This window comes from Clostridium sp. UBA7339 (genome assembly GCF_002470865.1).
GTDB classification, from domain to species: Bacteria; Bacillota; Clostridia; order Clostridiales; family Clostridiaceae; genus Clostridium_J; species Clostridium_J sulfidigenes.
This window is the reverse complement of the sequence record NZ_DKPI01000014.1, coordinates 518,550-542,048: the sequence shown is the minus strand read 5'-3', so window position 1 is coordinate 542,048 and position 23,499 is coordinate 518,550. Positions and strand designations below refer to the sequence as shown.

The 23,499-nt window shown below is 28.6% G+C and carries 22 protein-coding genes, 1 riboswitch and 1 other annotated feature; of the genes, 13 read left to right on the top strand and 9 right to left on the bottom strand.

Annotated features, from left to right (window positions below; all coding sequences use genetic code 11):
- The first annotated feature begins 6 nt into the window (after positions 1-6).
- From B2S02_RS16825 to B2S02_RS16805, 5 genes are all read left to right on the top strand, one after another.
- Positions 7-687, top strand: a complete 681-nt coding sequence (locus B2S02_RS16825) for a methionine synthase (RefSeq protein WP_346921051.1) — start codon at positions 7-9, stop codon at positions 685-687.
- A complete protein-coding gene (locus tag B2S02_RS16820; protein WP_346847583.1) occupies positions 677-3,055 on the top strand; it encodes a homocysteine S-methyltransferase family protein in 2,379 nt (792 codons plus the stop codon). Before B2S02_RS16825 ends, B2S02_RS16820 begins: the two co-directional genes overlap by 11 nt.
- Positions 3,056-3,166: 111 nt before the next feature.
- Positions 3,167-3,398 (top strand) — a binding site (T-box leader).
- A gap of 131 nt (positions 3,399-3,529) precedes the next feature.
- The gene (epsC, locus tag B2S02_RS16815) at positions 3,530-4,051 is read left to right on the top strand and encodes a serine O-acetyltransferase EpsC (RefSeq protein ID WP_346847582.1); all 522 of its coding nucleotides are present in this window, start codon (positions 3,530-3,532) and stop codon (positions 4,049-4,051) included.
- A gap of 36 nt (positions 4,052-4,087) precedes the next feature.
- Positions 4,088-5,017, top strand: coding sequence for a cysteine synthase A (gene cysK / locus B2S02_RS16810; RefSeq protein ID WP_346921050.1), 930 nt, complete (start codon positions 4,088-4,090; stop codon positions 5,015-5,017).
- A gap of 154 nt (positions 5,018-5,171) precedes the next feature.
- Complete coding sequence (locus tag B2S02_RS16805; RefSeq protein WP_346847580.1) at positions 5,172-5,756, top strand: hypothetical protein; 585 nt, start codon at positions 5,172-5,174, stop codon at positions 5,754-5,756.
- Positions 5,757-5,979: 223 nt separating this feature from the next.
- Here the strand turns inward: B2S02_RS16805 and B2S02_RS16800 are convergent, their stop codons facing one another.
- On the bottom strand, positions 5,980-6,459 hold the full coding sequence (locus B2S02_RS16800; RefSeq protein ID WP_346921049.1) for a TspO/MBR family protein: 480 nt from the start codon (positions 6,457-6,459) through the stop codon (positions 5,980-5,982).
- A 170-nt stretch (positions 6,460-6,629) separates the two neighbouring features.
- Here B2S02_RS16800 and B2S02_RS16795 point away from each other — a divergent pair, with 170 nt between their 5' ends.
- From B2S02_RS16795 to B2S02_RS16780, 4 genes are all read left to right on the top strand, one after another.
- Entirely contained in the window at positions 6,630-7,151 is a 522-nt protein-coding gene (locus tag B2S02_RS16795) for a hypothetical protein (RefSeq protein ID WP_346921048.1), read from the top strand.
- A 102-nt stretch (positions 7,152-7,253) separates the two neighbouring features.
- Positions 7,254-8,114 carry a rubredoxin-like domain-containing protein gene (locus tag B2S02_RS16790; RefSeq protein ID WP_346921047.1) on the top strand — a complete coding sequence of 287 codons (861 nt, stop codon included), beginning with the start codon at positions 7,254-7,256 and terminating at the stop codon, positions 8,112-8,114.
- Positions 8,115-8,241: 127 nt separating this feature from the next.
- Positions 8,242-8,892, top strand: coding sequence for an FMN-dependent NADH-azoreductase (locus B2S02_RS16785; protein WP_346921046.1), 651 nt, complete (start codon positions 8,242-8,244; stop codon positions 8,890-8,892).
- Positions 8,893-9,238: 346 nt separating this feature from the next.
- The gene (locus B2S02_RS16780; RefSeq protein ID WP_346847575.1) at positions 9,239-11,227 is read left to right on the top strand and encodes a methyl-accepting chemotaxis protein; all 1,989 of its coding nucleotides are present in this window, start codon (positions 9,239-9,241) and stop codon (positions 11,225-11,227) included.
- 81 nt (positions 11,228-11,308) lie between these two features.
- On the opposite strand, the gene B2S02_RS16775 is transcribed toward B2S02_RS16780, so the two are convergent.
- The 3 genes from B2S02_RS16775 to B2S02_RS16765 are packed head-to-tail and all read right to left on the bottom strand — an operon-like array spanning position 11,309 to position 14,195.
- Complete coding sequence (locus B2S02_RS16775; protein ID WP_035132043.1) at positions 11,309-12,073, bottom strand: ABC transporter ATP-binding protein; 765 nt, start codon at positions 12,071-12,073, stop codon at positions 11,309-11,311.
- Complete coding sequence (locus B2S02_RS16770; RefSeq protein WP_346876712.1) at positions 12,073-13,161, bottom strand: iron ABC transporter permease; 1,089 nt, start codon at positions 13,159-13,161, stop codon at positions 12,073-12,075. Before B2S02_RS16770 ends, B2S02_RS16775 begins: the two co-directional genes overlap by 1 nt.
- A gap of 8 nt (positions 13,162-13,169) precedes the next feature.
- Positions 13,170-14,195, bottom strand: a complete 1,026-nt coding sequence (locus tag B2S02_RS16765) for an ABC transporter substrate-binding protein (RefSeq protein WP_346847573.1) — start codon at positions 14,193-14,195, stop codon at positions 13,170-13,172.
- Positions 14,196-14,328: 133 nt separating this feature from the next.
- A riboswitch (cobalamin riboswitch) is annotated at positions 14,329-14,497 on the bottom strand.
- A 255-nt stretch (positions 14,498-14,752) separates the two neighbouring features.
- Here B2S02_RS16765 and B2S02_RS16760 point away from each other — a divergent pair.
- Together B2S02_RS16760 and B2S02_RS16755 are read left to right on the top strand one after the other, a co-directional pair.
- Positions 14,753-15,073 carry a (2Fe-2S)-binding protein gene (locus B2S02_RS16760; protein WP_346847572.1) on the top strand — a complete coding sequence of 107 codons (321 nt, stop codon included), beginning with the start codon at positions 14,753-14,755 and terminating at the stop codon, positions 15,071-15,073.
- 159 nt (positions 15,074-15,232) lie between these two features.
- On the top strand, positions 15,233-15,409 hold the full coding sequence (locus B2S02_RS16755; protein ID WP_035132038.1) for a (2Fe-2S)-binding protein: 177 nt from the start codon (positions 15,233-15,235) through the stop codon (positions 15,407-15,409).
- A 77-nt stretch (positions 15,410-15,486) separates the two neighbouring features.
- Here B2S02_RS16755 and B2S02_RS16750 read toward each other — a convergent pair whose 3' ends face one another.
- Positions 15,487-15,768 (bottom strand): hypothetical protein, encoded by a 282-nt coding sequence (locus B2S02_RS16750; RefSeq protein WP_346847571.1) that lies wholly within the window; start codon positions 15,766-15,768, stop codon positions 15,487-15,489.
- 535 nt (positions 15,769-16,303) lie between these two features.
- Between B2S02_RS16750 and B2S02_RS16745 the strand changes: the two genes are divergently transcribed.
- Complete coding sequence (locus B2S02_RS16745; protein ID WP_346876602.1) at positions 16,304-17,665, top strand: short-chain fatty acid transporter; 1,362 nt, start codon at positions 16,304-16,306, stop codon at positions 17,663-17,665.
- Positions 17,666-17,858: 193 nt separating this feature from the next.
- Here B2S02_RS16745 and B2S02_RS16740 read toward each other — a convergent pair whose 3' ends face one another.
- Genes B2S02_RS16740 through B2S02_RS16725 form a run of 4 tightly spaced genes read right to left on the bottom strand, consistent with a single transcriptional unit; the run spans position 17,859 to position 20,663 of the window.
- Positions 17,859-18,773, bottom strand: a complete 915-nt coding sequence (locus tag B2S02_RS16740; RefSeq protein ID WP_346878211.1) for a DUF4097 family beta strand repeat-containing protein — start codon at positions 18,771-18,773, stop codon at positions 17,859-17,861.
- Positions 18,774-18,801: 28 nt separating this feature from the next.
- On the bottom strand, positions 18,802-19,518 hold the full coding sequence (locus B2S02_RS16735) for a hypothetical protein (RefSeq protein WP_346921045.1): 717 nt from the start codon (positions 19,516-19,518) through the stop codon (positions 18,802-18,804).
- A 9-nt stretch (positions 19,519-19,527) separates the two neighbouring features.
- Positions 19,528-20,295, bottom strand: coding sequence for an ABC transporter ATP-binding protein (locus tag B2S02_RS16730; protein WP_346878212.1), 768 nt, complete (start codon positions 20,293-20,295; stop codon positions 19,528-19,530).
- Between the two features lie 2 nt (positions 20,296-20,297).
- A complete protein-coding gene (locus B2S02_RS16725) occupies positions 20,298-20,663 on the bottom strand; it encodes a GntR family transcriptional regulator (protein ID WP_150841796.1) in 366 nt (121 codons plus the stop codon).
- A 391-nt stretch (positions 20,664-21,054) separates the two neighbouring features.
- Here B2S02_RS16725 and B2S02_RS16720 point away from each other — a divergent pair, with 391 nt between their 5' ends.
- Entirely contained in the window at positions 21,055-23,472 is a 2,418-nt protein-coding gene (locus tag B2S02_RS16720) for a PAS domain S-box protein (protein WP_346876599.1), read from the top strand.
- Positions 23,473-23,499: the final 27 nt, after the last annotated feature.

The following is a 23,499-nucleotide window of genomic DNA, read 5'->3' as shown; positions in this document are numbered from 1 at the left end:
TTGCCCATGAATAAATTTCTACAAAATAAAGATGAGGTTTTAAGATATTTAGGCTATAAAAATCAAGTTTTAGATAAAGTTACTAATGATTTAATTGATGAATTAATGGATGAAATGAGAAGTTTAATTAAAGCTAGATATGTATATAAATTCTTTAACATTAGGAAAGAGAAGGATAGAATATGTATTTTAAATAGCAATTTTAGTATAGCAGGAGAAGATATTAGAAAGCACTTGAATAAATCAGAAGTCTGTATCTTAATGGCTGCAACTCTAGGAAATAGTGTAGATGAAAAAATAAGATATTATGAAAAGATAAGCATGACTAAGGCATTAATACTAGATGCTTGTGCTACAACAGCTATAGAAGAACTATGTGATAGAATATGTGAAGAGTTGGAGGAAGTTGTACAAAATGAAAACAATACACTAACATCTAGGTATAGTCCTGGATATGGGGATTTACCCATAGATATACAAAAAAGATTTCTCGCTATGCTCAGTGCAGAAAAATCTATAGGGCTTACTGCATCCTCTAATAGTATTTTAATACCAAGAAAATCCGTTACAGCCATAGTAGGGGTTGTTAAAAGAGAGAATAATAGCATAAAAAGAATAAGCTGTTTACAGTGTAATAAATATTCTAATTGTATGTTTAGAAAAGGGGATGATAGATGTGGAAATTGAAGAAAGATTGAAAGAAGGAATTTTAATTTTTGATGGTGCTATGGGTACTATGTTGCAAAGTAGTGGATTACAGTTAGGTGAATTACCAGAAATATTAAATATTACTGATTCAAAAATAATAATTGAAATACACAAAGCTTATATTGAAGCTGGTGCAAATGTTATTACTACCAACACCTTTGGAGCTAACGAAATTAAGTTTGAAAATAGTAATTTTAGTGTAGAGAAAATAATTCATTCAGCAGTAGAAAATGCAAAAATAGCTACTAAGAATAAACAAGCATATATAGCTTTAGATATAGGTCCCATTGGTGAACTATTAGAGCCCATGGGGACTTTAACCTTCGATGAAGCCTATAGTATTTTTAAAAGGCAGATTATTCAAGGGGTAAAAAGTGGTGTTGATTTAATATTAATAGAAACCATGACAGACTTATACGAAGCAAAGGCCGCAGTATTAGCAGCTAAGGAAAATTCAGATTTGCCAGTATTTTGTACAATGAGCTTTGAGTCAGACAAGAGGACTTTCACAGGGTGCAATGCCACATCTATGGTAATGGTACTAGAAGGGTTAGGCGTAAATGCTCTTGGAGTTAACTGTTCTTTAGGACCTAAAGAAATAGAACCTATAATAGATGAAATATTAAAAATATCTAAAGTGCCTGTAATGGTCCAACCTAATGCAGGATTACCTAATATTATAAAGGGTGATACGATATTTAATATTTTACCAGAAGAATTTGCAGTTTACGGAGCAAAGTTTAAAGAAAAAGGTGTAAAAGTAATAGGAGGATGCTGTGGTACAACAGATAGACATATAGAAAGTTTAGTAAAAGCTTTAAAGAAAGTAAAAATAAAAGACAAGAAATATAGTCCTTTAAGTGGTGTATGCACTCCTACTAAAGCAGTAATTATTGATCAGGTCAAAGTAATAGGAGAAAGGATAAATCCTACAGGTAAAAAATTATTTAAGGAAGCATTAAGAAACGGAGATATAGATTATATTCTAAGGGAGGCTATAGCTCAAGTTGATGCAGGAGCCCATATTCTAGATGTTAATGTAGGTCTTCCGGAAATAAATGAAGAAGAAATAATGGTTAAGGTTATTAAAGAAATACAATCCATATTAGACGTACCTCTTCAGATAGATTCTACAAATGCTAAAGCTATAGAAATGGGATTAAGATATTATAATGGTAAGGCTATAGTTAATTCAGTAAATGGAGAAAATAAAGTGTTAGAAAATATATTACCTATAGTAAAAAAATATGGAGCTGCTGTAGTGGGGCTTACTTTAGATGAAAGAGGAATACCTTCAAGTGGGGAAGAAAGATTTAGAATAGCTGAAAAAATAGTAAAAACAGCAGAAAGTTATGGTATAGATAAAAAAGACATATATATAGATTGCTTAACATTAACAGCTGCTGCCCAACAGAAAGATGTTAAGGAAACTTTAAAAGCACTTTCTTTAGTAAAAGAGAAGTTAAATGTAAAGACTGTACTTGGAGTATCCAATGTATCTTTTGGACTACCTAATAGGGAAATTCTAAATAAAACATTTTTAGCAGCAAGTTTATTTGCGGGTTTAGATTTACCTATAATAAATCCCTTAAATAAAGATATCATGGACACAATAGTAGCCTCTAAAGTTTTATGGAATGAAGATAAGGGAGCAAAGGAATATTTAAAATATAATAAAAATACATCTAAAGAGCAAACACCTATAAAAAAAGATGTAAACAATATTCAAGATGATTTATTTAAAATAATATTAAAAGGTATTAAAGAAGAAGCCCAAATAGCTACAGTGAAGTTATTAGAAAATAAACAGCCACTAGAAATTGTAAATGAATATATAATTCCTACCTTAGATATTGTAGGAGAAAAATATGAAAATGGACATATATTTCTTCCACAACTAATCCAATCTGCAGAAACAGTAAAAGAATCCTTCAAGGTTATAAAAGATAAGTTAAGCAAAGGAACTGATGCTGAGATTTCAAAAGGAAAGATAGTATTAGCTACTGTAAAAGGTGATATACATGATATAGGAAAAAATATAGTAAAGGTACTTCTGGAGAATTATAACTATGAGATTATCGATTTAGGAAAAGATGTTTCTAAGGAGAAAATAGTAGAAGCTGTTATTAAAAATAATGTTAAGCTAATAGGACTTAGTGCACTAATGACTACTACTGTTAAAAATATGGAAGAAACCATATTCGAACTAAAAAGGACTAAGCCAGATTGTGTAGTTATGGTGGGTGGAGCGGTACTTAATGAGGAATATGCAAATATGATTAAAGCAGATTTTTATGCTAAAGATGCAAAGGAATCTGTAACCATAGCTAGGAAAGTATTGGGATAAAGCAAGTTACATCTTATTAAAAATTAATAATAATAAAATATATGTACATAAATAAAATAAGTTGACATTTTTTATTTATGTGCATATAATAAAATATAATAATTTAAATATACAAATACATTGAAGAAGGAAAGTAGTATTTAATGAAGATTCAGAGAGAATATCCATTAGCTGAAAGGATATTTATTAGAATTGTATATGAAGTGCCCTTTGGAGTACGATACCGAATTAAGTAGGCTATCGCGGTTTTAACCGTTATATTAATAGAGTATGATAGTACTTGAAGAGTGGGGTTATTTTTTTACCAAATAGAGTGGAACCGCGGATATTATCCGTCTCTAAGTTTATCTTAGAGGCGTTTTTTTTAACTCCAAAATCGCTTAAAGATAGTATGAAGTTAATTATTTAGATTAAAAATAAGTATATTGTTGATTTATGGTTTTACAATTGAAAATTTTATGGAGGAAATATATTATGAACTTTTTAAAATCGCTTAAATATGATATAGACTCAGTTTTTCCAAGAGATCCTGCAGCTAGAAGTAGGATTGAGATATTTTTATTATATCCTCACATAAAGTCTCTTATATTTTATAGAATATCTAATTTTTTATATAGAAAAAAATTATTCTTTTTAGCACGATTTATTTCAAATGTCAGTAGATTTATTACAGGCATAGAAATACATCCAGGAGCTAAAATAGGAAGAGGTTTATTTATTGATCATGGAATGGGGGTGGTAATTGGTGAAACAGCAGAAATTAAAGATAATGTAACTATGTATCATGGAGTTACACTTGGTGGAACGGGTAATGAAAAGGGAAAACGGCATCCAACTATAGGAGAGGATGTAATTATTGGAGCTGGTGCTAAGGTTCTAGGAAATATATATATTGGTAAAGGAACTAAAATAGGAGCTAACTCAGTAGTACTGCAATCTACAGAAGAAAATTCAACTGTAGTAGGAATAGCTGCAAAACCTTTAAATAAAAAATAGTATTAAATTTTAGTAAAATATAGGGAGGAATTACTCATGAAAAAGATTTATAGGAGTTTAACAGAATTAATAGGAAATACACCATTGCTAGAGCTTTCGAATTATAATAAAAAGCATAATTTAAAAGCAATTATAGTTGCAAAATTAGAATACTTTAACCCAGCGGGAAGTGTAAAGGATAGAATTGCAAAGGCAATGATTGATGATGCAGAGGCTAGGGGAATTTTAAATGAAGATTCCGTTATTATAGAACCAACTAGTGGAAATACTGGTATAGGGCTTGCTTCAGTGGCATCAGCAAGAGGATATAAAATTAAATTAGTGATGCCAGAAACTATGAGCATTGAAAGAAGAAACTTGATGAAGGCTTACGGAGCTGAGATTGTGTTAACTGAAGGTGCTAAAGGAATGAAGGGAGCCATAGCTAAGGCTGAAGAGTTAGCTAGTGAAATTCCAAATTCATTTATTCCCGGACAATTCGTAAATCAAGCTAATCCAGCAATTCATAAAGCAACTACAGGACCAGAAATTTGGGAAGATACTGATGGTGAAGTAGATATTTTTGTAGCTGGAGTTGGAACAGGTGGGACTATAACTGGAACGGGTGAATTCCTAAAGTCAAAAAATTCAAATGTGTCAGTTGTAGCAGTAGAACCAGAAGATTCACCTGTGTTATCAGAGGGTAAAGCAGGACCTCATAAAATTCAAGGAATAGGTGCTGGATTTATTCCAGAAACTTTAAATAAAGAAGTTTATGATGAAATCGTAAAAGTATCTAATGATGATGCTTTTGATACAATTAAGGAACTAACAAAGACTGAAGGATTGTTAGTTGGAATATCTTCAGGAGCTGCATTAAAAGCAGCTACAGAATTAGCTCTTAAGCGAGAAAATGAAGGGAAAATTATAGTTGTTTTACTACCGGATACTGGAGAAAGGTATTTATCAATTCCAAACTTTATATAGAGTATAATAAGGTAAGGAGAAGGGATAAATTTATGCCCTTCTTTTTGTTAATTGAAATTTAAATAATTCATATTGTATTGAAATAATATTTAATATAACATTATATATAGAAATAAATGATAATAGTTAAATTAAGTGTTAGGGGCGAGGTCTAGTGGCAGATAAAAATGGAGATGAATATGTAGTTTTATCCTTAAACCAATTAATAATAGATAATGAGGGAAAAACGGGGATACCCTTCGAGGTACTGAGAAAGGTTTTTGGGTTTTCCATAAATGTAAAGGGACCTCATATTTATATAAAAAGTGCCTCAGATAAATTTGAAATTGCTAAAGATAAATATAATAGTAAAGAGGGCTCTACAGATAATTTTTTAGAAGACTTTAAATTTTTAAAGGAGAAATTTTCTTTTAAAGAATATTACCAGGGCTCTCTAATATATAGCTCAGATTTAAGGGGACTTAAGCACTATGATGTATTAATTACGGAAAATTCAACTTGGTGTAATATAACCCTAAGAGGAGACTATGTGAATTATTGTGATTTCTCAAGTAATAAAAACATAATAGCTCCACTTATGAAATTTTATTTTCCTAAGGGTTATGATAAAATTCTTAAGGATATTTTAGAAAAGGAAAATGCAAGATACATATGTGATGAAAGAGATGTGCTTATAAGAAAGGATTTTGATGGTAATACCAAAGAAATCGTATTTTCTCAGTTAGGTGGAAGTTTGTAAAATAAAAAGAGATTTTTTAGTAGAATTTCAATAAGAAATAAATAGGATTGATTTTAAATTTGAAACTTAGGGAAAATACAAAATAAGGAATACTCTTATATGGTATTCCTTGTTTTGTCAGAAAATGTTTATATTTAATCTTATTTTTATTTGTTCTTACGTGATAAGTTCAAAATTGATGAAATGCAAAATAAAAGAGTGTAGCAATTATAATTTGAATATATTAAATGTTTAAAAGAATTATATTAAAATTTAAGTACGCAGCAAATATTAGCCATAAAAGATATGGTATCTGTAAATATGCAGCACATTTATTTATCTTGTAAAAATTAAATATCATAAAGGAAACTAATACTATCAATACCAAAATCCAAATGAATGCAAAGGTAAATTGATTTAAGTTGAAAAATATTATAGACCAGAAGAAGTTGATTATCAGTTGAGCTATATAAAGTTTAAGACTATAATCTTTATATGGAGAATTTGATTCATAAACTATATAGGCAGAAGTACCCATAAGTATAAAAAGAATAGTCCATACAATAGGAAAGACAATAGCTGGAGGAGCTAAATCAGGCTTTATAAGATTAGCATAAACTTCTCTACTATTCCTTGTAAGTAGTGAAGAAAGAAATCCGGTTCCTAAACTGAGTATTAAACTAATTATTAGTGGTTTTAATTTAATGGTATATATATTTGACATATTTTCACCTCCTTAATGCTATAGAATTTAAGTTTAGAGTTTATATAAAGTATATTAGAACTATTATAAATTAGTACTTATATAATAATCATATTATTATAAATATATTTTAGATATATTTACATAATCTTTATTTGTTAGTAAAACTCATATTATAGAAGGGGATTAAGATGAACAATTTATTATATCCAGTAAGTGAGAATAAATTCAAAGAAATAGTTAATATAAGATTTAACAATATTAATGAAGGATTTAATAATTATAAGAGTGCAATGTTAGAAAGTAAAACTTTAGAGGAAGCTGAAGAAAATATAATTAAATTTATGGAGGAAGTTATAATATTAAATGGTGAGGATAATTCCTTTGTAGATTTATATTTTTCTACTTTAGAAAAAGAAGATAAAGAAAGACTAATAGGGTTATTGGAAGAAAAAGATAAAGAAATAATGGAAAGTATTAAGGACACTTTACATGGAGACACAATTTATTTTAGGTTAACAAAAGACATCATACCATTTATAACTAGATTAAGTACTAGAGAAGTTCTATTCTGTACTATATATTTCACAAAATACCCATTTACTATATGGGGTAACTATAATAAAAAATTTCCATGTTTTTATAAGGCCGATAAAGTATTGGATTTATATAATAATATTGCAAAGGAATGCGATGTTGAAATTATTGTTTAATAATAGCTATTATTGACTAATTTGTAAGTTAGTAATACTATAAGTATATAGCTATAAGGAAGATTACAGTTATAATATAGGGTATATATGGAGGAATTTAACATGAAAAAATTTATTTGCAAAGTATGTGGATACATATATGAAGGTGAAAAATTACCAAGTGATTTTGTTTGTCCAGTCTGTGGCGTGGGATCAGAGATGTTTGAAGAATTGAAGGAAAGTAATTTATTTAGTAAATTTAAAGTACTTAATAAGGTGAAAGAAAATGATGTAGTTACATCTTTTTATTTAACTTCTATAGATAAAAAAGTTTTAAAAACACATAAGGCTGGACAATTTATTTCTATAAAACCAATAACTGAAGGGGATAAATCTAGTGAGGTTAGACAATATTCCTTGTCTATGAAGCCAGGAGAAGATTTTTATAGAATAAGTGTTAAGAGAGAAGATAAAGGATTAATTTCCAGATATCTTCATGACAATATAAATGTAAATGATGAAGTAGAAATAACAGAACCATTAGGTGAATTTATATTAAAGGATAACAGTAAACCCTTAGTGCTTATAAGTGGTGGAATTGGAATAACGCCTATGATGTCTATGCTTTATAAGGCTATAGAAGAAGGACGAAAGGTAAAATTTATTCAAGCAGTTATAAATTCAAATGTTCATACTTTTAAAAATGAGCTAAGGGATTTAGCTAAAAAATATGATAATGTAGACGTAGAATTTTTCTATAGTAAGCCATTAGACAATGATAAACTTGGAGAAGATTATCAATTTGAAGGATATTTAACTAAGGAATGGATTGAAAAAAATCTATCAAAGGATGAAGAATTTTATTTCTGTGGACCTTTAGGATTTATGAAAATGATATATGATGCCTTAAAGGCAATGGGAGTGTCAGAGGATTATATAAATTATGAAATGTTTGGTCCATCTTCTGACTTATCAAAAATGTAGTTTACAGGGATATTTCAAAGTATATTTGAAGTATCCTTGTATTTTTTTATATTCTCCTAAATAGTTATGAATATTTTAAGCTTTAAAGCAAAGAATAGCATTATTAATAATTATAGAGGTGAAATTTATGAAAAAGTTATTGTATATAACTGTAAACTCTAAACCGGAAGAGTTATCTGCTAGTAAAACAGTAGGTAGAGCATTTGTAAATAAATTTTTAGAAAAGCATAAGGAGTTTATACTAGAAGAATTAGACCTTTATCAGTGTCACATACCTAGACTTGAGTATGAATACTTTGAAAAAAGAAATTGTATGATTAAGGAAGAAGATTTTAGTAAGTTGAATGAAAAACAACAAGAAGAAGTTCATAAAATTGTAAAACTTGTGGAGCAATTCAAAGAAGCTGACTTATATGTAATAGCAGCACCAATGTGGAGTCTTTCCTTTCCAGCTCCATTAAAGGAATATATTGATTGTATAGTTATGGATGGAAAAACTATAAAAATATCAGAAAACAAAATGGAAGGACTATTAAATGACAAACCAAGGGCTATGGTATATATCCAATCATCAGGGGCACCTATTCCATGGATGTTAAGGTCTATTTTTAATAAAGGACTTGATTATGTAAGAGATATAATGAAGTATATAGGAATTAAGAAATTTGAGGAACTATTGGTGGATGGAACAGGTTTTACTGAAGAAGAAAGAAGAGAAGCTATAGAAGAGGCTAACAAAGAAGTAAATAAACTTATAGAAGAAATTTGGGAAAAATAATTAATATATCACAAAAACTGTTAATATTCTACATATTAATAGTTTTTTTGCGTATACATAGGATGTTTTTTTTACTAAAGTGTTTATTATAATTCTGTTGATACGATTATAATTGTGTAACCTTTAATAAACAAATAAATTATATATTTTTATTAATAAGATTACTATTTAATTTTAATATAGTTATATATTATAGAATATTGAAGAAGTTTAAAATTAGACCAAGAAAGGAGATGGATATGAAATATATGCTTGTAGAAAAAATAATATATAAAAAGTAAAATTGCATGTGTTGAGTAAGCAATGACTTATATGTAAGACTGGAATTAATTATAGGGGGAGAATTATGTTTAAGTTTAAGCGTTTAGGAACTAAAATGACTGTGTTTATAGTAGGCATAGTGTTAGTTGGAATGTTAACAACTCAATTAACAACTACTATAATAATGAAACAAAATCTTAAAGAAGATACAAGTGAAAGAGGAACTACAGTAGTAGCGGAATTAGGAAAGTCCTTTGAAAAGGAGCTATTACAGTATGAAAAAGATTTAAAATTAATTGGAGAAGAAAGTGCTTTTAATAAGGAAGTGCTTAAGGATTCTGTAGCTTTAGAAGAGGTATCATCATTATTTAAGAATTATACTGAATCTAACTCACAGATATTAAGCATATATGTAGGATTTCAAGATAAAAGTATGCTTGCAGAACCTACATGGGAAGTGCCAGCAGACTATGATGTAACCCAAAGAGAATGGTATATAGAGGCATCAGGAAGCCCAGAAGATGTAATATGGACAGAACCATATATTGATGCCGACAATAATGTTCCAGTAATTACAGCAGCAAAAGCTATAGTTGAAAATGGAAAAGTAAAGGGAGTATTAGCTGTTGACTTATCTCTAGAAAACTCTTTAAACAATGTTAAAGAGCATAATGTAGGATACAAAGGTTATGCATTTTTAGTTAGCAATGAAGGAGTTGCACTATACCATCCAAAATTAATTAATGAAAACCTAAAAGAGCAACCTATGTTTGGTGAGATTTTCAAATCAGAATCAGGTTCTTATAAATTTAATGAAGGTAAGGAAGATTTAGAAGTATATTACTATACTATACCAAACTTCAATTGGAAAGTAGGAGCTGTATATAGTGAGAAAGATATGCAAGCTAGTATAATTGAAATTAATAATTTTACTATGGCTATAACTTTTGTAGTGATGCTAGTATTAGCTATAATATTGTTTATACTTATAAAAAGAATATCTAATCCTTTAGTTAAGTTATCCAAGGAAGCAAAGTTAGTAGCAGAAGGTGATTTAACAGTAGATATAAAATCTAAATTGAAGGATGAAATTGGACAAGTAACTAATAACTTTAATAGCATGGTTAAGGATATTAATAATATAGTATCTAATGTACAAAAATCTATATATCAAATCAATAGTGCTAGTGAAAATCTAAGTGCTATATCAGAAGAAACTACAGCTTCAACAGAAGAGATAAATGCTGCAGTTGCAGAAATAGCTAGAGATACCTCAAATCAAGCAGAGACTATTGTAGGCATAGTAGACAAGGTAGAAAAACTTAATGAATCCATTGAAGATATTAATAATATTATCAATAAAATGAATGAACTATCCAATTCTTCTACAGCAGCATCGGAATTAGGCTTAGAAAATGTAAGTAATTTAAATATAAAAATTAATGAAAACACTACTGAACTTAATAAGGTAAATGACATATTCCAGGGATTAGTTTACAAGCTACAAGAAATAGATAAGGTTATCGATATGATAACTAATATATCTGATCAAACTAACTTACTAGCCCTTAATGCAAGTATAGAAGCAGCCAGAGCTGGAGATGCTGGAAAAGGATTTGCTGTGGTAGCAGAAGAAGTTAGAAAATTAGCAGAGCAATCTAGTGATGCAACAAATAAGATTAAGGAATCTTTAACTAATATAAATAAAGAAACTAATAATGTGAAAAGTGCAATACTTTATGCTAATGATATAAACAAAGAAACTGCAAGTGCTGTATTAAGTACAGAACAATCTTTTAATTCTATTAATGATGAGTTACAAGAAATAGTTGAATTAATAAGAGAAACAAGTCATAGAACAGAAGATATTAATAACTATAGTGGAAATATCTTAGGTGGAGTAGAAGACATTTCAAATAATGCACAACAGAATGCATCTACCGTTGAAGAAGTTAGTGCTTCTATAGATGAACAAAGCGTTGTATTTGGAAGTATAGCACAACACTCTGAAGAATTATCACAATCTTGTCATGATTTATCACAATTAATTAATCACTTCAAAGTAAGTAAATAGAAATATTTATTAAACCATGATAATGAAATAAATTATGGATAAAATAAAGGGTATCTCAAGTTTTGGAGATACCCTTTATTGTTACATAGGGTTATAACAAATATTTAATAAAGTAGTTGTAGGATTTTCTATAATCACTGAATCAACTCCATAAACATCTTTAATTAACTTAGAAGTAAGAATTTCTTTAGGTGTACCATAAGCAACGATTATACCTTCTTTTAAAACGTAAAGTTTGTCACAATACATTGCTGCAATATTTAAATCATGAATTGCAGCCACTACTTCTATGTTAAGATTTTTTACAATACTCATAAGCTGAATTTGATATTTTATATCTAAATGATTAGTTGGCTCATCCAAGATCAAACATTCAGTTTGTTGTGCTAATGCTCTAGCAAGAATAATACGTTGTTGTTCACCACCGGAAAGAGTTAAAAAGCTTCTATTTATAAAATTTACCATTCCTACTTTATCTAAGGCATCATAAATTATATCGTAGTCCTCTTTTGTATCTCTATCTAAAAATTTTTTATGTGGAGACCTACCCATGAGTAATATATCTTTTACAGAAAAATCAAAATTATAATTATTATGTTGAGAAAGAACAGCTAATTTTTTAGAGCTTTCTCTTACTGTAATTTTACTTAAGTCAATATCATCTAATTTTATTATGCCACTATTGGGTTTTAAGTTTCTATAGATACACTTTAATAAGGTAGACTTACCACTACCATTTGGTCCAATAATTCCTATGAATTCTTTATTATTAGCATTAATATTAATACCCTTTAGAATATCAGTATCGCCAATTTTAACTTTTATATTCTCTGTTGAAATATGCATTAATTGCTACCTCCAAATCCATAGGATTTTTTTATCATAAGCCATACAAAGCAAGGTGCACCTATCATAGAAATTAATATACCAATTGGAACCTCGGTGCCTTTTATTATAATTCTAGATAGTACATCTGCCCAAATTAGAAATATTGCACCTAGTATAGCGCCTATAGGAATTATTTTTTTATGATCTGTACCAAATAGTATTCTAACTATATGGGGGATTATAAGTCCAATAAATCCAATCATACCTGAGGAATATACTATTACACCAATCATTAAAGAAGTAATAATTAAATAAATGATTCTAAATTTATGTAAATCAGTACCTAAAGTAACAGATACTTCATCACCTAAAAGCATTAGGTTTAGAGTTCTATATTGGGTCATAAAGAATAATGTTCCTATAAAAATAATAGGAAGTATAAAAGAAATTTCATTCCAATTAGCACCAGCCAAACTACCCATAAGCCAAAAGCTAATATTTTTCATTCCTTGAGAATCATTGGTAATATAAACTATAAAGCTTGAAAATGCACTACATACAGAGCTGAGAGCCATTCCGGAAAGAAGTAATTTTACAGAATTCGTTCTTCCACCTATATTAGAAAGCATTAAAACTAGCATTGAGATAGAAAAAGCGCCTATAAATCCCATTATTCCAATATAACTGCTACCTAAACTTGCGCCAATGCCGAGTAGAATTGCTAAAGTAGCCCCAAGGGATGCTCCAGAAGATATTCCTAAAATATAGGGGTCGGCTAACGGGTTTTTAACAATGGCTTGCATTACAATTCCAATTACGGATAATCCCATTCCAACGGCTATAGCTAAAACTGTTCTAGGCATTCTAATCAACCATATAACATCTGTTTTAGCAGCACTTGTAGAGAGCTCACCTATATTAAAAAGTTTATAAAGAATAATCCCATATACTTCTTTCATGGATATATTTACTGAGCCAATAGTAACAGCTAGTCCTATTGAAAGAATAAGTATTATTAAAAGAACAAGAGAAGTACCTATATAAATAGGCATTCTCTTAAAAATATTAGAATATCTAGTTCCGTATAAATTTTTATTTTTAATCATCATAATTACTACTTACCTAAAGTTCCATATAAACCTTCAGAGAAAGTATTTATTCCATCTATAGTTCTGATGCCACTAGAATACATTTCTCCTAAAGATATAGGATATACTTTTTTATTTTTAATAGCTGAAAGTGTTTGAAGAGATTCATCTTTTAAAATTTTATCTACTTCTTGTTGAGGAATGTTTTCATCGCCTCTATCCATATAAACTACAAATATACAATCAGGGTTAAGAGTTATTAAATCTTCTTTGCCAATACTGTTTCCTTCGGGATTTAATAAATTAGCTCCAAGTTTTGTTATCATATCACCAGCTAAAGTATTAGCTCCATAAGTACTGATTTTATCATCAAAGAATTCTACAACTAAAGTATTTTGTTTATCTTTATTTTTAACTGAATTAGCAGTATTTTCAACGGACTCAGTAATTTTATTCACTAGAGCTTGTGCTTTATCTTCAACATTGAAAATTTTTCCTAAGTTTAAAATGTCAGTAATTTCATTATCAATAGTTTTTTCTATAGCGATACCACTATTTAAAGATATATATGTATTAGTGCCATTATCATTCCAATAAGATACATCACCAAGATTTTTATCCTTAAAAAGTGAATACCAACCAACAATGAAGTCTGGTTCAGACATAACCACAGTTTCTTTTGAAGGAGTAAATTCCTTTAAATAATTAATTTTTTCAAAAGCAGCTTTATATTCTTCCTTTACAGGATGGTCGAGACCAGCAGCAGCCACTATTTTATCTTCAAGACCTAAAGCAAGAAGGGTTTCTATAGAGTTTTGATATACAGCAAAAACTTTTTCTGGCGCTTTATCAAAAGTTAGTTTTATAGGTTCTTTTTTGAAGTTATAAGTTTCAATTGTTACTGGATAATGAGAATCTTTAATTTCATTTTGAGGTGGATTAGATTTCTCAGTAGAAGTGTTTTTATCAGATTTGCTATTACTACAACCTACTAGACTAAGGATAAGTAATACGCTCAATAGAAGTGAAGTAATTTTTTTAAAATGTTTCATTGTAATTCTCCTTTAACATTATAATTATAATCAGTTAAATATTATAATTTGTATGAATATAAGGATACTCTTGATAAAACCATAGACAAAAGCATAGTTGTCATGGCGAATATCACTCTTTACTCGAAGAGTATCGATATCTTTAATATTGGTAAGTATCCTGACTTATAGATCATTATATTAATTAACCTTCCCAAACAAAAGTTCAGTGGTATAAATAATTAATACTCCCTAATTACAGTAGCGGTACTGTGTGGAAATTTCATCCATCTTCCTTTGAAACCAATATCATTCATATACTATTATATTTCAACAATCCATACTTTATCATAGTTGAGAAAGGTTGTCAATGAATAGAAAGGAAAAACTCTTTAAATTTCCGGCAGACGCAAATATATTCTATACTGAATATATTATTTAAAATAACAAAGAATAGAAGTGTGGGTATATCAACCATGGAACACGAATAGTAAATATATAATAATAAATATTGATTAATAAAAACTATTAGGTTATAATGGAAATATATAAATAAGAGATTTAAGGAGGAATATGAAATGTCACTAGAACAAATCGTATGTTTATGTAATGGGGTTACTTATGCTCAAGTAAGAGAGGCTATGGCTCAAGGGGCTAGATCAGTAGAAGATATTCAAGCTGCTACAGGAGCAGGAGATGTTTGTGGAGGATGTATTGAAAGAATTGAAAAAATATTAGGCGATGTATGCACATGTAGAAATGTTTCTACTGAAGAGGTGGTAAAAGCAATACAAAATGGAGATACTACTGTAGAAAAAGTAGGTGTAACTACAGGGGCAGGAACAGCATGTGGAAAATGTAAATGTGTTATTGAGAGTTTAATTGAATCAAATAAATAATATATTTTAATGTTACAAACAATTTCATTAGCTGTAAATCTAAAATCTAAAAATATAGTGTATTGAAATGTAATTTATAGTAATACTATTATAGAATAATTACATTATATATGATTAATTATGTTAATCATATATGTCTATATTAAGGAGGAAGAATAAATGTCAGAAAATAGAATTATATGTACTTGTCAAGATGTAGACTATAATACTATAAAGAAAGCCATTGAAGATGGTGCTAAGACAGTAGATGATATAATGGAAGCTACAGGAGCAGGAACTGTTTGTGGAGGATGTATTAGTGAAATAGAAGAAATTCTTCAAGAAGTAAAAAAATAATTAATAGAAATTTTTAGGTCTATATTGATATATAAAGTAGTTATATCAATATAGACCTAAATTAATTTTCATGTTTATTAGTTTTTCATTTGATTTTTCACATCATTTTTTAATTCTTTAGCTATTGTTTTTCCTCCAACCATAGCTTTATTATACAGGTTTTTAGCTAATTGACCTTCTTCTCTAACTTCATCTTTCATTTGATTTTTAAGGTCGTGAACAAATTTCTTATTTGAAATAAATTCTTTAATATCTTCCTTTTTTTCACCATACTGAATTTTAACTTCAGTATACATATCCTTAACTTCACTAGTAACTTTATTCATACCTTCTTTAACTTCATCACCTATTTTATTCATAAAAATCTCCTCCCATAAAATTATTTCAAATGAACTTTAGTGTAATATATTAGAACTCATTATAAAAAATAAAAGTAAAATTTAATTCTATTTTCTATATAGTTTACTCAAATTACAAAATAATATTTAATGAATTTAATGGATATTTAATTTTTCGATTTACTAATAAATTTAAGTGATTCTATTGAAAAATATAGTAATAGAATGTACTCACTCCATGTACTAATAAAATAAAGAACCATAGATTAAAATGTATGAAAAAAGTATTATATATGTATTATTAAGTAATAAAATCTAAAAAAAGTAATATGTATATTTAAAAAATATTGAAAATATGGTATACTAAACATGAATTGAGTATACATGTGTTGAAGTAGAATAATCTTCATGTATAAAAATATGGTACAACCAATATAGTTAAAAATTTAACTATTCAAATGAAAGCAATATAATTGATAGCAACAAATAGCTACATAAAAAATATAACTATTTGCTGATATAAAGAAATCCATATATTTATTAAGGGGGAAAGAAAATGTTTAAAAAATTTACAAATGGTTGTGTTAAATTAGTTCAAAATTACCTACCAGATCCATTTTTATTTTGTATCATTTTAACTTTCATAATCTTTATTTCAGGTGTTTTATTCACAGGACAATCTCCATTATCTATGATTATTCATTGGACAAATGGATTTTGGAGTTTATTAGCATTTGCAATGCAAATGGCATTGGTTCTTGTTTTTGGTCATACCTTAGCTAGTGCACCAGCATTTAAAAAAATTACAAAGAAACTAGCTAGAATCCCCAAAACACCAACCCAAGCAATCTTATTAGTTACTTTTGTATCTTCAATAGCATGTATATTAAACTGGGGATTTGGATTAGTTATAGGAGCAATATTTGCAAAAGAACTTGCAAAGGAAGTAGATGGTGTTGACTATAGACTTCTAATAGCTTCAGCTTATTCAGGTTTCTTATTATGGCATGCTGGACTATCAGCATCAATTCCATTAACTCTTGCTACTGGTGGAGAATCTTTAGTTAAAGCTACAGCAGGAGCAGTAAGTGCTGCGGGAGTACCAACTAGTGAGACTATATTTTCAATATTTAATCTAGTTATAGTAGGCGTTTTAGTAGTAACTCTACCACTTATAAATAGAGCTATGCACCCAGATAAGGGCAGTGTTGTAGTTATAGATAAAGGATTATTAGAGGATGAAGAAGTGCTTGTAGAGATGCCAAAAGAAAATATGACTCCAGCTGATAAGTTAGAAAATAGTAAGATAGTTACTTGGTTAATTTCAATAATGGGATTTACCTATATAATATATTATTTTATTACTTCAGGATTTAATTTAAACCTTAACATAGTAAACTTTATATTTTTATTTTTAGGTATTTTGCTACATGGAACTCCTAAGCGATTTATAAATGCTCTAATGGATGGCGCTAAAGGAGCTGGTCCTATATTACTTCAGTTTCCATTTTATGCAGGTATAATGGGAATGATGACAGGAGCAAATGCAGAGGGGATATCTTTAGCTGTGTTAATGTCAAATGTGTTTGTAACTATTTCAAATAAAGTTACATTCCCAATGTTCTCATTTTTAAGTGCAGGATTAGTTAATTTCTTTGTACCATCTGGTGGTGGACAATGGGCTGTACAAGCGCCTATCATGATGCCAGCTGGAGCAGAACTTGGAGTAAGCACAGCTAAAACAGCAATGTCAATTGCTTGGGGAGATGCGTGGACAAATATGATTCAACCATTCTGGGCTTTGCCAGCACTTGGAATAGCAGGTCTAGGAGCAAAGGATATTATGGGATACTGTATAATAGATTTATTATACTCAGGAGTGATAATTGCAGTAGGCCTTACTGTTATAGGTATGTAGAATTATTTTATAAATCTATATACTTAGAATAAATGCTGTCTACAATATAATACAAAGGACTTTTATAAAAATATATAAATAATCTTATATAAAATATTGAGCATGTACTTTAATATTACGAAGCGCTTTAGCCTTAATAATATAAGTACTTGCTCAATATTTTTTCACACTAAGTTATTTTATGATAAATTAGTTAGTTTACAATCAGATTACCTACTCCTACATTTAGATCAAAGGTGTATATATCTTCACCAGAAGTTTTGGCATTTATATCTATGCTACCTATACCAGTAGAAGTATCTAGCTTTACAGGAGAGTTATTTGGAATAGATATAACAGTTTTACCTACACCACCATCATAAGTTAAGTCTCCTCCAACTTCAGCAAAGATAATTGAAAGATTACCTACACCACCATCAATATCTATATCACCACATTTGCTAGAAAGATCTATGGTTGTATTTCCAACTCCTTGTTCAAGCTTTAGATCTTGAAAAACTATATCTTTCAAGGTAAGATTTCCAGCACCACCTTCAACCTTTAATTTATTAATATTTATTCCATTAATAGAAATGTTACCAGCACCACCATGTAATTCTAAATCCTTATTAAAATCTTTAGGAATATTAATAGTAATTTCTCTAGATGTAGATTTATTAAAAAATCCTAAGTTTATAGAAGAATTTAAACCATGTTCTTTAATGTTGAGGGTATTTCCTATAACATCAATTGTGGTTTTATCTACAAAGGAACTAGATCCCCTGCAAGTTATAGTGAAATCTGAACTGTCAACAGAGTTAATATTTACATTAGAAGCATGGATTTCAATATCTATATCTTCTATATTTTTCATAGGAATGGTTTTGGATATGTCTTCATCATAGGTGGTCAAATTTCCATTATCATCAAAGTTATCAAAGTTATTACTAATATCATCTAAATTATCTAGAAAGTCTGTACCTAGATTTCCAAATAATTTATCATTATTAAAATTCACTGAATTACTATTCTTAGGTCGAGATTTCACACCAAACTCTACATTACAACCCACAAGAAGAGTAGTCGTAAGGATTAGAGTAGGAATTATAATAAAAAGTTTCTTCTTCATAAAAAACACCTCTATTTTAATAAATTAATTAAATTATATCTAGTTTTTTGTCTATTCTATTGGCAGCAACTATTTGAAGTATAATTAGGGCTAATATAGCTATAATTATTGCAAATATATCTAATTCAATAGCTCCATATTTACCTATGGTCATATACATATAAGGTAAAAAGTATAATATTAAATTAGCTATAAAGGAGTAAATAATATTTCCAACAATACTAGCACCTATTACGGCTAATACACATAAAGCAGTACTTCTAATATAGGAACCTAGTATTGCGATTAATGCAGTTATAATTAAATAACTTATAATAGTACCTAAGGACATAGATAATGAAATATTAAGAACTATGGATGGAAAATTGCCAGAGTTAACCATAGCACCTAAAGCTACAATTGTAGTAATAAAAAGATTTATAAAAATTAATTCTAAAAGATTACCTAGAATAAAATCTATACCAGATATAGGAGCTAAAAATAAAAGTCGCCCATATTCCTTTGATAATTGCATAGAAAATATTATGATATGAGCTATAAAATTCGTAGCGATAAGAATTGAAACAGCTGGTATTAGATCTAATCCTTGAGTGAACTTAGACAAAAATGAACTTGACCCAAGAGCTAAAACTAGGATAATAGCTTCTATTAAATACATAATTCTCAAGGTTCTAAAAGAATATTTAGCTATACTAAAAATGTTTTTCATTTTAATTGATTTATTTTTAATTATTTTATTTTCCATAATATTCACCTATTCTGCAAATACCTTTCTATATATTTTGTCTATAGACGTACCATACTTTATACGTAACTCCTCTGCATCACCTTTTTCAATTATTGAGCCATCACCTAAAAATATTACTTCATCAAAAATCTGCTCAAGTTCTCCTACATAATGAGTTGTAATTATCATTGAAGCATTACTATCTAAATTATCTATAATTGCATTAATTATCTTATCTCTACTTATAATATCAACTCCAGAAATAGGTTCATCAAGGATATATAAGTTACAATTTCTACTTAAGGTTAGGCTAAGAGCAACCTTTTCTAACATTCCTTTAGATAATGATTTAAGTTTTGCATCTGTTTGGATATTCATAAATTTTAATAAGCTTAAAGCTTTAGATTCATTAAAATCATAAAAGAAATCTTTATAAAACTTAAGAGCATCATTTACCTTCATCCACTTAAATAGATAATCTTTTTCCTGTAGGTATGAAACAAACTGTTTAGTTTCCCTTCCAACTGACATGCCGTTAATAGTTACAGTTCCTAGAGTGGGTTTAAAGAGTCCAGATATAACATTTAACAAGGTTGTTTTTCCTTGACCGTTTGGTCCAAGGATTCCAAGAACTTTTCCTTTTTTCAAGTTAAAACTTATCTCATTTAAAATATGCTTGGCTCCAAAATTTTTGGATAGAGTAGTTATTTCTAGTACATTATCACTTAATGTGTTTAAATCAACATTATTTAAAAGTTCATCTTTAGTTACTATGGTAGTTGCGTCATTCTTCAAGATTATTCCTCCTCATACATATTCATAATTAGTTCTAAAATTTCTTCTTTAGAAAACCCTAAGGTTTTACTTTTGTGGATAAAATCCCTTAGTAATTCTTTAGAATATTCTTTTCTTAGATTATCTATTATAGTTTCATCCTCTGTTAAAAATTTTCCGATACCCCTTTGAGTATTTATTAATCCTTCATTTTCAAGCTCAGAATAAACTCTTAATATAGTGTTTGGGTTAACTTTGAGTTCACTGGCATAATCCCTAACAGACAATAATCTCTCCCCCTTTTTAAGTTCTCCAGAAACAATTTTCATTTTCATGTAATTTTTTATCTGAATATATATAGGTTCCTTTGAGTTTAATTCTAACTCCATTTCATCACCTCATTTTATCAGTTATAGTGTCTTAATTACATGATACACTAGTACTGACTTAAATGGTATTGTTTAAAAGTGCCATATAATCTGATTAGAGTAAAATAGATATAAATTACTCTTGTTTTCTCTAATTTATAAGGAAATAAGTAATTTAAAAGATAAAATACTACAAAATAATCCAATATATAATAATTCATGTCATTAATTTGTTACTATATATTGTAATATATTACTTTAAAATGTATAATTGGTAGTGTGAATATACACTTGTAGAGAAATATGGAGATATAATATAAATAAATATACATATATGAAAAAGCTATAAAAATTAACTTTTATAATAATTTCAGTGCAGTGAAGAAAGATATAATAAGGGAGATGGAAGTTTATGGAACAGGTTTTTAATAGTCTGGATGATATGATATTAATAGTTGATAGTAAAGAAAAAGTTCTATTTGCAAACTCTAAGTTAATAGAACGGTTTGAATTAAATGAAAAAGACTTACAAAAATCTTATAGAGACATAGCTTTACAACAAGATAGGGATATACTAAGGGAACTTATATGTAATTTTGAAATGTATACTAATAGAGTTATAGAGTATACGCTTTCTTTACAAGGGTTAGGCAAAATTCACTGTGATGTAAATGTTAACAAAGGGATGTGGTACGGAGAGTCAGCTTTTTTTGTTACGTTAAAAGAAAAAGGAATATATAGTAAAAAAGATTTAGAAATACTTGTAGACAATCTACCCTATAGCATGTGGATGAAGGATGTTGAGGGCAAATATATATATGCAAATACTCAATATGTAAAAAACTTGGATGTTGATAAGGAGAGGGTTATAGGAGCTTATGACTGGAACTTTTGTGATGAAGACCAATGTGATTATTCAAGTGAAACAGATCATGAAGTAATTGTTGACAAAAGACCAATACTATATGAAAGAGTGATTCATAACTCAGAAGGTGATATTTGGCTTGAAACTTATAAGGCTCCAATATTAGACCAATATGGAGACGTAAAGTATATAATTGGTGTTTCAAGGGATATAACTTTTAACAAGAAGATAGAATCAGAATTGTTGGATAGCCATAAGCAATTTTATGCTTTAAATGAAGTAGTAAGCAATGGTTATAATGAAAGTAGTGGAAGATTTGATAATTTTAAAGAAGATATTATCCAAAAATTGGGTGTGGATGATATAAATATATGGACTTATGACGATAAGGAAGATAAACTTAATTGTAAATGTTATCTAGGAAAGTATAATGAAAGAGATATTGATAATATAGAACTTCCAATAACTTATGAAGAGTTGGAGGGATTTTTTAAAGAAGAAGGAGCAGAGGGAATAAAACTCTTATGTGATAGAAAAAACTATCCTAATAAAGATATATTAGAAAAAAAGGGTGTAAAATTTGTTGGAGTTTATAAGCTAGAATACAACAATAAGATTATAGGAGCTGTAAATTTTTTATATAGTAAAATGGATGATGCAAAATCAAGTAATGAAAAGTTCATAAGAATCTTATGTAATCAAATTGCGGTAATAATAAAAAATCATAGTTTATCTAAAGAGATTAAATTAGAACTTAAAAAACGTATGGAAACAGAAAGTGAATTACAATTATTTTTAGATACAGCCATTGATTTAATGGTTATAATTGGTGATAATGATAAACATAGAAAGTTAAATTCAGGGTGGGAAAAGACTTTAGGATGGAGCAAAGAGGAACTTTTAAAGATGAAGTGGACAGATATAATTCACCCAGAGGATTTAGAATTAAAGAATGAATTTATAAAAAAATTAAAAACAGAAGAAAAGATAATGAGTTTTAAGATTAGACTTATGTGCAAAAGTGGAGATTCAAAGTGGATTCAATGGAATAGTAGATATTTAAAAAGTAGAGGAATATCTATATGTACAGGTAAGGATGTAACAGAGCAGCATCAGTTAGAAGAGCAAAGAAAAAATTATGAGGAGGCAATAAAATTAGAGAAAATTAAAGGTGAGTTTTTCTCAAATATATCTCATGAATTTAAAACTCCTTTAAATATTATTCTTACAACTATGCAACTTATAAATAGTAATATAGAAAAAGAGCGTATTAGTGCTGACAAAGGCGTGGCTTTAAAAAGATACATGAATTCTATTAAACAAAATTCTTATAGATTATTAAGGCTTGTTAATAATCTAATAGATATAACTAAGATAGATGCAGGATATTATAAATTACAACTTGAAAATCATAATATTGTTAATGTGGTAGAGGATATTACTATTTCTGTAGCTCAGTATGTGGAAAATAAAGGAATTGAGTTAATATTTGATACAGAAATTGAAGAAGAAATAATTGCTTGTGATCCAGACAAAATTGAGAGAATAATGCTTAATTTATTATCCAATGCAATTAAGTATACAAAGGTAAATGGAAGAATTGAAGTATATTTAGGTATCGAAGACGGAAAAGTCTTTATATCAGTTATGGATAATGGAGAAGGAATAGAAAATGAAAAGGTAGATTTAGTATTTAATAGATTTATTCAAGTGGATGATATCTCAGAAAGAAGATATGAAGGTAGTGGAATTGGATTATCACTGGTTAAATCCTTAATCGAAATGCATGGTGGTAACATTAATGTGACAAGTAAGGTTGGGGAAGGTACTAAATTTACATTTTATCTTCCAATAAGGATTGTAGAAATGGAGGAGGGTGAAAAAGACCATGTGCCTCATAAAAGTGAAATGATAAGTTCAAAGGTAGAAAAATGTAATATAGAATTTTCGGACATATACAATTAATGTGACTCCTAAAATCATTATTAGAAA